General features: G+C 41.1%; 10 protein-coding genes and 1 pseudogene. 9 read left to right on the top strand and 2 right to left on the bottom strand.

Annotated features, from left to right (window positions below; genetic code table 11):
- Together QZ562_RS15475 and QZ562_RS15470 are read left to right on the top strand one after the other, a co-directional pair.
- Positions 1 to 732 (top strand): cytosine permease (locus tag QZ562_RS15475; RefSeq protein ID WP_293761919.1); only part of this gene is annotated, 732 nt, incomplete at its 5' end.
- Positions 733 to 890: 158 nt separating this feature from the next.
- Positions 891 to 3242, top strand: a complete 2352-nt coding sequence (locus tag QZ562_RS15470; protein WP_293761917.1) for a TonB-dependent receptor — start codon at positions 891 to 893, stop codon at positions 3240 to 3242.
- 293 nt (positions 3243 to 3535) lie between these two features.
- Here the strand turns inward: QZ562_RS15470 and rutR are convergent, their stop codons facing one another.
- Complete coding sequence (rutR, locus tag QZ562_RS15465; protein ID WP_293761915.1) at positions 3536 to 4222, bottom strand: HTH-type transcriptional regulator RutR; 687 nt, start codon at positions 4220 to 4222, stop codon at positions 3536 to 3538.
- A 347-nt stretch (positions 4223 to 4569) separates the two neighbouring features.
- Between rutR and rutA the strand changes: the two genes are divergently transcribed.
- From rutA to QZ562_RS15430, 7 genes and pseudogenes are all read left to right on the top strand, one after another.
- Positions 4570 to 5658, top strand: a complete 1089-nt coding sequence (rutA, locus tag QZ562_RS15460) for a pyrimidine utilization protein A (RefSeq protein ID WP_293761913.1) — start codon at positions 4570 to 4572, stop codon at positions 5656 to 5658.
- A complete protein-coding gene (rutB, locus tag QZ562_RS15455; RefSeq protein WP_293761911.1) occupies positions 5658 to 6386 on the top strand; it encodes a pyrimidine utilization protein B in 729 nt (242 codons plus the stop codon). Before rutA ends, rutB begins: the two co-directional genes overlap by 1 nt.
- A 52-nt stretch (positions 6387 to 6438) precedes the next feature.
- Positions 6439 to 6822, top strand: coding sequence for a pyrimidine utilization protein C (rutC, locus tag QZ562_RS15450; protein WP_007640642.1), 384 nt, complete (start codon positions 6439 to 6441; stop codon positions 6820 to 6822).
- Positions 6823 to 6910: 88 nt separating this feature from the next.
- Positions 6911 to 7696 carry a pyrimidine utilization protein D gene (gene rutD, locus QZ562_RS15445; protein ID WP_293761907.1) on the top strand — a complete coding sequence of 262 codons (786 nt, stop codon included), beginning with the start codon at positions 6911 to 6913 and terminating at the stop codon, positions 7694 to 7696.
- Between the two features lie 24 nt (positions 7697 to 7720).
- A complete protein-coding gene (locus tag QZ562_RS15440; protein ID WP_293761904.1) occupies positions 7721 to 8311 on the top strand; it encodes a malonic semialdehyde reductase in 591 nt (196 codons plus the stop codon).
- A 34-nt stretch (positions 8312 to 8345) separates the two neighbouring features.
- Positions 8346 to 8876: a flavin reductase gene (locus QZ562_RS15435; protein ID WP_293761902.1), complete on the top strand. Its 531-nt coding sequence runs from the start codon at positions 8346 to 8348 to the stop codon at positions 8874 to 8876.
- A gap of 212 nt (positions 8877 to 9088) precedes the next feature.
- Positions 9089 to 9584, top strand: a pseudogene (locus tag QZ562_RS15430) (aldehyde dehydrogenase family protein); the annotation flags it as partial.
- 1016 nt (positions 9585 to 10600) lie between these two features.
- Here QZ562_RS15430 and gdhA read toward each other — a convergent pair.
- Complete coding sequence (gene gdhA / locus QZ562_RS15425) at positions 10601 to 11929, bottom strand: NADP-specific glutamate dehydrogenase (protein ID WP_293761921.1); 1329 nt, start codon at positions 11927 to 11929, stop codon at positions 10601 to 10603.
- Positions 11930 to 12707 lie beyond the last annotated feature (778 nt).

Below are 12707 nucleotides of genomic sequence, written 5' to 3'. Positions count from 1 at the left end.
GCCATGGTAGGTTTTTGGGCTACTTTGAGCTTAAATATTCCAGACTTTAGCCGTTATGTAAAATCACAAAAAGATCAGATTGTGGGCCAGGTAGTAGGGCTCCCGTTAACCATGTTATTTTTTGCCTCTCTGGGTGTAATACTTACATCCGCATCCACAGTGCTGGTGGGTGAAACAATCACCGACCCAATCAATCTTATCGGTAAAGTTGGCAACCCAATGGTTGTCGCCATTGCCATGATCTTAATTATTATTGCCACACTTTCAACCAACAGTGCCGCAAATATTGTGTCTCCCACCAATGATTTTCAAAACCTTGCTCCAAAATTTATTAGTGAAAAACGTGGCGTATTACTGAGCGGGTTAATTGCTCTGCTAATGATGAGTTGGGAGTTATTGAAAAAAATGCATTGGGTTGACTCCGATGTAAGCGTTGAAGCGATTTATTCAAACTGGCTGATGGGATATTCAAGTTTGTTAGGCCCTATCGCGGGGATCATGATTGTTGATTATTTTGTGATCAATAAACAACAGTTAGATTTGGTGTCTCTCTACCAACGAGGTGGGCGCTATGCGGACGTTAATTATCAAGGAATGGCAGCGTTTCTTATCCCAGTAGCACTGACCATATTCACTTTAACAACGGGGTATCTGAATTGGTTTTATGACTATGGCTGGTTTACAGGTTCAATCCTCGGCGCAACGCTTTATTACTGCTTAAAAAGGCAGTAGTCACTTCATCAGCGATGGGCGTTAGAACAAGCAAATATATCTAAAAAATTACCATGTAATAGAAAACCGTTAGTTCTTTATTCGATTTTTTTATCGGATAAGGGGGAAGCGTGGGCGATTGAGTTTGACATTTATAACGATAAAACAGGGGAATAAAAATGATAAAAAAACACACATTAACACTTAAATTAAGTTTATTGCCGCTGGCAGTCATCACGGCACTTTCACAAGCACAAGAGTTAAATACTCCTGAGGAAGTTGCTTCTTCACCGGGCGTTTTTGAGCAAATCCTTATCACCGCGCAAAAAAGAGAACAATACCTAAATGATGTGAGCATTGCTGTTACCGCGTTTAGTGGTGAACAAATGGATAAGCTTGGGTTTGACGATAGTATCGATTTAATCGCATTTACGCCGGGGGTATCGCTGGCGGGTGATATTGGTGGTCAGCGAGCCATCTTCAATATTCGGGGTGTAGTACAAAATGATTATGCGGATATTGCTGAGGCACCGGTGGCGGTGTATGTCGATGGTGGATATTTGGCTAGCACACAAGCGCAAACCTTTGGCATATTTGATTTAGCACGGGTAGAAATTTTAAAAGGTCCGCAAGGTACACTATTTGGACGCAACGCCACAGGTGGATTAGTCAACACCATCACCGCCAAACCTAGTGATGAAACAGAAGGTTATGCAGAGTTTACTGCTGCCAGTTTTGAGCAATTTCGCTTAGAAGGCGCTCTTTCTGGCAGTCTTTCAGATTCTGTGAGGGGGCGTATTTCAATTTTATCTAATCAACAGGGTGAAATTTTAGAAAACATTTATCAGGATGGTTCTGAACCTGATACTCGAGAGGGTTCAGTAGGGGGCGGCGAAGATGGTTACAATGACGATACTCAAGCTATTCGTGGTCAAATTGAGTTTGATATTAATGACAATGGCTCAGTGTTGTTTAACGCAAATTGGGCTAAAACGACAAAAAGTGAAGGCCCCTATCAAGTCGTTAATACCACTGAAATTGCTGACGAAAACGGCAACATTATCGATGTTATTTTTGCTGCGGATGATCCTCTTGGATGTGACAAGATTCAGTTAGGTCAATGTGTTGACGCCAATTTTAACGGTGATCCGCTACGCCCTGTCCAAGGTGGCGACTTTAATGGTAACTTCGACCCAGATGGCAGCGGTAATAAAGTTAATAAAGATTTCGCTTTTGATGATCAAAACAAAATTGAATCAAAAGGTTTAATGGCAACTGTTAATTATGACTTTGATTTTATGCAATTAGTCTCCATTACCGATTACAAGAAATTTACTCGGGTTGTTGGACTCGACTCCGATCAAACAGCCTCTCCTGAGCTGATTTTTCAATCAGACGGAGACATAGATCAAATTAGTCAGGAGTTTCGTTTTTCTGGTGAAAGTGATTCTCTTAGCTGGGTAAGTGGTCTTTATTATTTAGGGATTGATACAGATTATATTCAGGGTCTTGCTGCTTCTCCTTCGGCAGGTTTTCTTGCTGGTGAAGAGGTCAATACCTTAGCTGACATAAGTACTGACTCTTTGTCATTATTTGGACAAATAGATTATTACTTATCCGACTCTTTAATTTTGGTTGCTGGTGCACGTGTCATCAAAGAAAACAAAAGTTTAGACGGTCTAGTTTTTTCAAATGCGAATACTAATGACCGAATCATTGAAGTTGACTTAAACGGAGTGTTGTTTGAAGAAGCATATTTAGATAATGATCAAAATTTATGGTCAGCTAAAATACAACTCGACTATTCTCCCAATACTGACACCCTTTATTATGCTGGTATCAATCGCGGGGTAAAAGCAGGTAGTTTTAATGCTCCCTTATTTGGTGGATTTAGTCGTTATAAACCTGAAGTATTAGTTTCTTATGAAGCGGGCACAAAACATACGTTAAACGAAGGTAAGGTGCAGATAAATGGTAGTTTATTTCACTATGATTATTCAGACTATCAGTCTTTTTCATGGGTAAATAACGCTGGGGTAGTATTTAATGAACAAGCGAATTTTACGGGTGCAGAAGTAGAGATATTTCTCAACGCTGGTGAGGGATTAGACATCATGTTTGGCATGTCTTATGTCGATGCAAAAGTTGAAAACCTTGAAGTGGCTTCTGGCGTCTTTAAAGATACGACTCCTCCATACACACCTAAATTACAAGCTTCAGGTCTTGTTCGTTACAATTGGGATATTCAAAGCGGTAATGTTGCGGTACAAGTAAGTGGTTCTTATCAATCTCATACATTCCATAATGCTAGAAATTTCACTGCACATAGGATTGACAGTCACTTTAAAGCGGATGCCAATCTAGCTTGGACTGATAACGAAGACAAATGGAGTGTGTTTGCCTATGTAGACAACCTGACTGATTCTGACCATGCTTTGATTGGTTTTGATGTAACAGGTTTCTACGGCACGACACAAATTTCTTATGCTAAACCCAGAACTGCTGGGGTAACGGTCAAAAGAAATTTTTAAGCCTTCAAAATAAAGGCAATAAATCAATTTCTAATACATCACCCGTTGTAATTCGACCAAGTATTTACAATGGGTGGCTTGTTAATTCTTGCATGTTAACTCGCTTGTGCTCGGAAGCAGGTTTTACTTCGTTTTATTGCGATTGTTAAAAGCCTAGGCTTTTGGGTATGCATTCATGTGATTTTTTTGTGTATGAGCTTGATTTATCTGATTGGTCTTAAACAACAAAGAGCTAGTTTTTACACCCATTGTGGCACAGTAAAACGTCCTCACGTTACATCGATGTCTGTTCGTTATTTAATCGGGCGTACACCATTAAGAATAATGCTTTGTAGATTCTTTAAGGTAGTGGCAAAAAAATCTGGATCGTCGAGGGTCTTGCCGGTGACCGCTTCCACTTGTATACGAAAATCTGCATAGTGCTGAGTGGTAGCCCAGATTGAAAATATCAGATGGTATGGGTCTACAGGAGCTAGTTTACCTAATTTAATCCATGCATTAATAACGTGTACTTTTGACTCAACCAGTGCCCGCAATGGTGAATTAAGTTCATTGAATAGTAAAGGCGCGCCTTGCACCATTTCCATACAAAATAAACGTGACTCAGCTGGGTTGTCTCTGGATAGCTCAAGCTTGGTTTTTATATAATTGCTAATGGTCTGGATGGGATCCTGCTCGACGCTAAAACCCTGTAAAGGTTGAAGCCAGACGTCTAAAAGCTGCTTTATTACCTCTAAATAGAGCTGTTCTTTGCTACTAAAATAATATAACAAGTTGGTTTTAGAAACGTCAGCTTTATCTGCTACCTGTTCGACGCTGGTGCCGTGCACGCCGCTGCGTGAAAACAAATTTAGCGCAGCGTGCATAATAATTTTACGCTTATTCTGCTGAGCCTGATCACGTCTTCTTTCGGCGCTTGGGCTTAACTTTCTGGTTGATTTTTGTTTTGTTGTTTTTATTTTAACCAAAGGTGTTTTCATCTAATTACTGACTACTTATGACACAAGTGTAAAACCTCCTCCTTTATTTATCTAGTTTATTCAACTTCAACGTGCACTGTGCTTCAACCTGGCCGTTTATTTAGTGTTGCATCATTTTTGCGCAAACGTGCACAAACTTAATGCTCCAGCATGGACTAAACGGTCTGTTTTGGATTATTTTTTCACATAAGTTATTGTATATAATGATTTTTATATGATTGGTCTGGTTTATGCTAAGTCATGATTAAGCGTGATTGAGTTTGCAAGGTTTTATTTGTCACTCATCATTTAACATCTCCAACGACATAATATGTCTGTTGGCAGTAAAAAATAAAAGTGAGGCGATAATGGACGTAGGCGTATTTATTCCAATTGGCAACAATGGCTGGCTGATTTCTAAAACATCACCACAATACAAACCCACCTTTGATTTGAACAAAGAAATTGTGCAAAAAGCTGAGCATTATGACTTGGACTTTGCACTTTCTATGATCAAGTTACGCGGATTCGGTGGGCAGACCGAATTTTGGGACTACAACCTAGAATCTTTTACCCTTATGGCGGGTTTAGCGGCAGTGACGAAGAAAATAAAATTATATGCAACTGCTGCTACGTTGGTCACGCCGCCCGCTATTATGGCTCGTATGGCCACCACCATTGATTCTATTTCTGGTGGACGTTTTGGGGTAAATCTGATAACGGGTTGGCAGCGCCCTGAGTATTCACAAATGGGTATGTGGCCTGGCGATGAGTTTTTCTCAAATCGTTACGAGTACCTAGGGGAATATATAAAAGTATGTAAAGAGTTATGGGAAACCGGGAAAAGTGATTTTAAAGGCGAACATTTCCAAATGGACGACTGCCGCATGCTGCCTATGCCTCAGAAGAAGATCCCTATTATCTGTGCTGGTCAAAGTACAGCAGGTATGGAGTTTTCAGCCCAGCATGCCGATTACAATTTTTGTTTTGGTAAAGGCGTTAATACGCCAACTGCATTTGCACCTACGTCAGAGCGTTTAATATCAGTAGCTCAGAAGGCCGGTCGTGACGTAGGTTCAGTGGTGCTTATTATGGTCATTGCAGATGAAACTGATGAAAAAGCCATGGCCAAGTGGGAAATGTACAAAGAGGGTAAAGATCAAAGCGCCTTGGATTGGATGACGAATCAAGGCGCAGTCGACAAAAAATCAGGCAAAGATACCAACATTCGTGACATGACTGACCCAACTTCAGCCGTGAACTTGAATATGGGTACACTGGTTGGTTCTTTCGCTTCTGTCGCAGCTATGCTGGATGAAATTGATACTGTGCCCGGTTGTGAAGGGGTACTGCTGACCTTTGATGAGTTTATTCAGGGCATGGATGACTTCGGTCAAAAGATTCAACCTTTAATGACATCACGACAGCACTTAACAGCAGCAGCAGCGGTGGTCTAATGTCAAAGGTTGTTGAATACGCAGTGGCGGGTTATTGCAAAGGTGATATGCCAAACGAAGTGATTTTGTCTGCTAAACCAGAACCTCTAGCGCTAAATATCAAAGAAACAGCGCTAATTGTAGTGGATATGCAAAACGCTTATGCCAGTAAAAACGGATATTTAGATAAAGCTGGTTTTGATATTTCTAGCACTGGGCGGGTGATTGCCCAAACGGCTAAAGCTATTGTAGCGGCGAGAGCAGTGGGCATACCCATCGTCTTTCTTCAAAACGGTTGGGATAAAGAATATACAGAAGCTGGAGGACCAGGCTCGCCTAACTGGTACAAATCTAACGCGCTAAAAACTATGCGCAAGCAGCCTGAACTAATGGGGACGTTGTTAGCGAAAGGCAGCTGGGATTATGAGCTAGTTGACGAACTCAAACCGCTAGATGGTGACATTATTATCCCTAAAACTCGATACAGCGGCTTTTACAATACCCACTTAGACAGCATGTTGCGCAGCCGTGGTATTCGCAATTTAGTTTTTACCGGTATCGCCACTAATGTCTGTGTAGAGTCAACGTTGCGTGATGGTTTTTTCCTTGAATATTTTGGTGTGGTGCTGGCGGATGCCACACATCAAGCAGGCTCAGATGTTATTCAAGCATCATCACTATTTAATATTGCGACTTTTTTCGGTTGGATATCCAGTGTTGAAGAATTTTGTAAAGCCGTCAGTAAGTAAACCAAATGGCATAAAGTCATATTTATTAATTTAACATTGAAGGTAACGAACCATGAGTAAAACATCAATTATTCCAGCTGGAAGCGGTAAGCCACTTGCACCCTTTGTACCCGGCTCTATGGCTGACAACATCTTGTATGTATCAGGAACACTCGCTTTTGATAAAGACAATAATGTAGTGCATGTGGGTGACGCTGAAGCACAAACCCGCCACGTGTTGGAAACCATCAAAGCTGTGGTTGAAACCGCTGGTGGCACTATGGATGATGTCACTTTTAACACCATTATGATCACAAACTGGGACGATTATCCTGCGCTGAATAAAGTGTATGCCGAATATTTCCCCGGCGAAAAGCCTGCTCGCTATTGTATTCAGTGCGGTTTAGTTAAACCCGATGCTTTAGTCGAAATTGCCAGCATAGCGCATATAGGTTAATGACGTTAATGACTGCTAGTGGGTTGCTAGAAAAATCAGATACATATTTTAAACAGCCCTTTTTTGTTGTTTTTGATGGAGCTTAATTATGTACTTTGAAATACTTGGCTCGAAAAACCCAGATGCTCCCACAGTTGTTTTGAGTTCAGGATTGGGTGGTTCTGCACATTTTTGGCAGGCGCAGTTACCGGTTTTGCAAAGTGGTTACCGGGTTATTGTTTATGACCAAAATGGAACAGGGAGAAGTCCAGCGAGTTTACCTTCAGATTATTCTATTCAATCGATGGCGGATGAATTACTCGCACTCTTAGACCATACAAAGATAACCCATTGTCATTTTATCGGACATGCATTGGGCGGCTTAGTAGGTTTGAATATTGCTCTACAACGGCCTGAAATTTTGCAAAGTTTGGTATTGATTAATGCGTGGAGTAGCCCAAACCCACACACTTTACGCTGTTTTCGGGTGCGTCAATCTTTGTTGCATAACAGCCCCCCCGAAATGTATTTACAAGCTCAAGCGTTATTTTTATATCCGCCAGACTGGATCATGCTCAACATCCAGCGATTAGAACAAGAAGAGCAACATATGTTGGAGCACTTTCCTAATCAAGACAATTTATTGGCTCGTATTAAAGCGCTAAGCGAGTTTGATATAGACTCGCAACTTGGGGCTATAGAAACAGACACATTAGTGGTCGCCAATAAAGATGATATGTTAGTGCCCTGGCAACGCTCAGAAATATTAGCATCAGGTTTGGTCAATGGGACTTTGCGAGTCTTTGATTATGGTGGACATGCCTGCACGATAACCGAGCCTAAGATATTTAATGATCTTTTACTCACACATTTATCTCACTATGACGCTAAATAACCGGACTATTTTGGAAAATATTTTATGACCTCAACATTAGATGACAATGCATTAGCTCAGCTTTTCACTGAGGCTCACTCTCATGTGAGCTGGCAAGACAAAGCGATCCCTGAGGTGTTAATAAAACAACTCTATGACATGGTAAAACTTTGTCCAACATCAGCCAACTGTAGCCCCGCAAGATTTGTATTTGTAACCTCACAAGAGGGCAAACAAAAGCTTAAACCCTCATTGTCTAGTGGTAACGTAGAAAAAACCATGACAGCTCCTTGCACGGTTATTGTGGCTTACGATGAAGAGTTCTATGAAGAATTACCGACATTGTTTCCATATGCCGATGCCAAAAGCTGGTTTACATCTAGTCCAGAAGCAGCTTACGAAACCGCTATGCGTAATAGTTCTATGCAAGGCGCTTATTTGATTAGTGCCTCACGGGCTTTGGGATTAGATATCGGCGCTATGTCTGGGTTTGATCCTAATTTGTTGAATGAGACCTTTTTCTGCGAGAACAAGTGGAAAGTGAATTTCCTCATAAACCTAGGTTATGGCGATGGTGAAAAGTCCCATAAACGTTTGCCTCGATTAACATTCGAGCAAGCTTGTAAAATAATCTAAAGAAATATACATCTAAATAGGAGTGAAATAAGCCATGAGTGCACTAAAAGAAGTAAAAGTAGAACCAGAAGTGGCTTGTATTTCAGCTGAAGAATTTAAACAGGGCATGTCTGCATTTCCAGGTGCGGTGAATATAGTGACCACTGAGGTTGGCAATATTAAAGTTGGCTTTACCGCTACGGCGGTATGCAGTGTGAGTGACAACCCCCCCACCTTGTTAGTTTGCCTAAATCGCGGAGCGTCGGTTCACAAAACCTTTCTTGAAAGTGACAGCCTAGTTATTAATACCTTAGATGTAGGTCAAGATAATTTATCGAACTTATTTGGTGGTAAAGCACCAATGGAAGAACGGTTTGCTAACGCAACCTGGGAAACCTTGGTCACAGGCGCACCTGTATTAACAAATGCAGCGGTTTCGTTTGATTGTAAAATTACCGAACTAAAAAGTGTGGCTACTCATGATGTGATTTTTTGTGAAGTGGTAGGCATTAAACAAAAAAAACAAGCTGGCTCCTTAATATATTATCAACGCGGATACCACCATTTGGATAAAGGCAACGAATAAAATTTGGTTGAATAACAAGCCTGTGGTAGAAAAGTGGATTACGTTTTACTTTTAAATACTAGCAAGTGGCTTTAGTCCTTACGACAGCAATTCTAAGATTTTTGTCTAGCCTTTTAATTCAAGAATTAATATTGAAATTAAATTGCCACACGTCTTTTATGCGTGGATTGCTGGCTTTTTTCGAGTGAAAACATGACAACACAGGGCATTTTATTAACGGCCAGTCATTAGCTCACGAAGGAAGGGCGGACTCAAGACGTCTGTAACACAGCGACGGGTATTGTAGAAAAAACGGTGCTGCAGTTATCCAAAAAGACGGTGCAATAAGCTATTAACGCTGCGCGGACTGCTTTTCTTGCTTGGCGCAACGCACCTGTTGTTAAGCGTGCCAAAGTAATGTGAAAGTTTTAGCAGTTGCTAGAAGATAACGCACATCACATTGCTCAGCTTATAGGTCAAGAGTACGGTAAAATTAGTCACGACGCCGCAGGCGAATTACAGCGTGGTATTGAAAACATCGAGTTTGCTTGCGGTGCACCACAATTATTGAAAGGTGTGCATAGCCGTAACGTAGAACCTGGTATTGATTCATGAAGCGAATTTCAGACCTTGGGTGTAGTTTGGCATCACGCCTTTTAATTCCCGCTATGGTGCCTTTGTGGACCCCCTGACTATTGTGTGTGGTAATAATTTGAGCTTAAACTTTCATAGCGCGATCCAAGCTCAACTTTATTTATAGTTTTGTTACTAAAAGGAACTAACAAGAGGAATTAACAAAGAGAATTAACAAGACACACATGACAACGAGCAGCCAAAAAATAGTTTTTCGATTTATTAGGATGGGTGTCTTTATAGTTGTTTCCAAAAATCAAATGATTACTATTTTTCAACCAACCTGCCCCCCTAGGTTTCTTGTCTATCACGTTCACATACTTTTCACCCCCATAACGAATGGGGGATCAGCCAAGTCGTGCAACCATTTAACAGGCATTATATACATTATTTTAACGACATATAAAAACACACATGCACATAATGGGACGAGCGTTATACATCTTGCTGGGCTTAAGCAGAGAATTACTTGCTTGAGTCATCTCGTTATATTGAGTTTCATCTAGACGGGCCAATATTGTTACAAAGCCTTCAAAGTACAAATGGTCAAGCTATCAAATTATTGGATTAGCAAAGCAATCAGAACTTTGTAAAGCTCACCTGTTTTTTTCCATGTTAAATAACATGTTCCGTCACAACAACCACTAGGAATCTTGGCTTCCTTGGCACAATAATGACTTAGATGATGAGTTTAAATCAGGTTTAGACTTTAATTTGGAGCCGACCTCTAATGCCCTCTACTTATGTCCTCTATTTTTTGTTTTCCTGAATATGATGCAGGTAGTCTTGTGTCAGTTGCTTGAACTTCTTGAGCCGTACTGGACTTGAACAACTTCATTTCATGGAGCTCTTCCACTAGTTTTTCTAGGCTGCTGTACTCTTAAACACAGAGGCGTACATCGAATTGCGCATAGTGAGTCTCGAGCAGCTTTGAGTAAAATGTTTCTTACTCAAAGCCGGCATGAGCTTACACAACGTAATAAAAACTGTTCCACTGCACTCTCGCTCTCCTGAGTCGCCTCTTATGTTCTAAGATCCTTTCTCAACAAATCACAGAATATAGAATTGAATCATAGGCTTGAAAAAATTTTCAAGCCGCTACAAGGCTGATATTAAATGCCTTGAGCGATAGCTGCACTCGCTATAAGAGTAAACCCCGCAAGATTTGCACCTTTCCTATAATTCAAATATTTTTCATCTGCATCATTCAATTCTTGCAGGCAATTGTCGTGGATTGTGTGCATTATTTCCCGCAGCTGCTCATCCAGCTTTGCAAAAGAGCGCCGAGAAAAATCGGCATTTTGTCCCATTTCTAACGCTGATAGTGCTACGCCTCCAGCATTGGATGCTTTTCCCGGCGCGTGGAGCACTTTTTTGTCCTCAAACCAATCTACCGCTTCTTTTGTGCAAGGCATGTTGGCACCTTCAGCCACAAGCATGCAGCCACTTTCAACCAGTTGCTTGGCTGCTTCTATGGTGACTTCATTTTGGGTGGCGCAAGGTAGTGCTATGTCACAGCAATGCTGCCAAGGGCCATGTTTATCTACCCACTCGCCAATATTGAGGCTTTTCAGTTTTTCTGTGCTAGAGCCCTTCGCCGCGATTAACTGATTAACCTGAGCTTCACAAAACCCGTCCTCGACAAATAGGTGCCCCTGACTCGAAGATAGCGTAATAACCTTAGCGCCTAGTTGAATTGCTTTAAGAGCCGCGTGTAAAGCAACATTACCGCTGCCAGAAACACTAACAACTAGGTCTTCTATTTTCTTGTCGAGCCGCCCTAACATTTCACAAACAAAATACAGCAGGCCAAAACCAGTAGCCTCAGTTCTAACATGGCTGCCACCATACTCTAATTCTTTACCGGTAATGGCGCCGGAGAATTTTTTTGTTAAACGGCGATGCTGGCCAAACAAATAACCAATCTCTCGACTGCCAACATTGATGTCTCCGGCTGGGATGTCGACTTGGTCTCCAATATAGTGATAAAGCTCGTTCATAAAAGCTTGGCAAAATCTCATGATTTCAGGTTCTGATTTGTCACTAGGGTCGAAATCAGAACCGCCTTTTGCTCCGCCAATAGGTAGGCCCGTCAACGCGTTTTTAAACATTTGCTCAAACGCCAAAAACTTGAGTATTGACTCGTTTACAGACGGGTGAAAACGAAGCCCACCTTTATAGGGACCAATAAGATTACTGTGTTGCACTCGATATCCGGTGTTGACGTGAACGTCTCCATTATCTGCTTGCCAAGTAACTCTGAACTTAATGATCCGATCTGCATGCACAAGTCTGTTAAAAATGTTTAGCTCAACTAGTTGTTTATTATTTTCAAATAAACTGCCAACATCTGCTGCCACTTCCTCGACCGCTTGAATGAACTCTTGTTGGTCAGCATACTTTTTATTTATATCTATTAAGCTGTTCTGTAAATATTTCAGCTAGTGTCTCCTTGGTGGTTTAATAATCTTATGTGTGCATCATACGCGTACAATAAAAATTTAGTTTATAATAGTGGGAGTAGTGGCAAAGCTGTTTAGGGCTGAGTCACTTTTAAGACTGGTAAAACTGGAGTCAGGGTCATCCTAAAACTTATACATCAGCTTTACACGCATTGCGCAGACATTCATTATAAAAGTCGGTTAGCCGATACCTTTGGCAATGTCACAGCCCACTTTTCAGGTTTTTTTCCCCCTCAGTGAAGGTCTGCAGATGGCACTCAGCCGACTGTCAGGATTTTTTACACGCTTTAACATTTACGAATGTAAGCGGATGATCAGTATTTTCGTGTTGCTTCAAATAATAGAATATGTTTTTGAGGTTGCGTTTTATGCACCATCTGGCTCCTTTAAGCAGTCTCAGGACAGTCAGAATTTTCAAAATATAGCGCACCGTCAGATTTTTTACACAATTTCAACTCTTGGATATTCCGTTGAAAAATCTGTACTAGAACAGTAATTAATTTAGTCGGCATTACCTGCCAGCCCTTTTTTATAGACTACCCGGCCCATTCGAGCTATCAACTTTCAGTCAGTAACGACACCTTGGACTTTAAATTTACTGAGGTATCGGACAGTCAAAGGTTTGGAGTTAGCTAAAGTTTTGTTTCAATTACAAACTTTCGTCAATCAACGTCATCAACCCATCGATAACACCTCTAATTACCCTCTTAAAAGTTCCAACTATTAGAATAAGCGTCTTAGGTAGTAGTCTTTTGAA

It is taken from the genome of uncultured Paraglaciecola sp., from assembly GCF_913058035.1.
Classification (GTDB): Bacteria; Pseudomonadota; Gammaproteobacteria; order Enterobacterales; family Alteromonadaceae; genus Paraglaciecola.
This window is presented reverse-complemented; position numbering and strand designations above follow the sequence as displayed.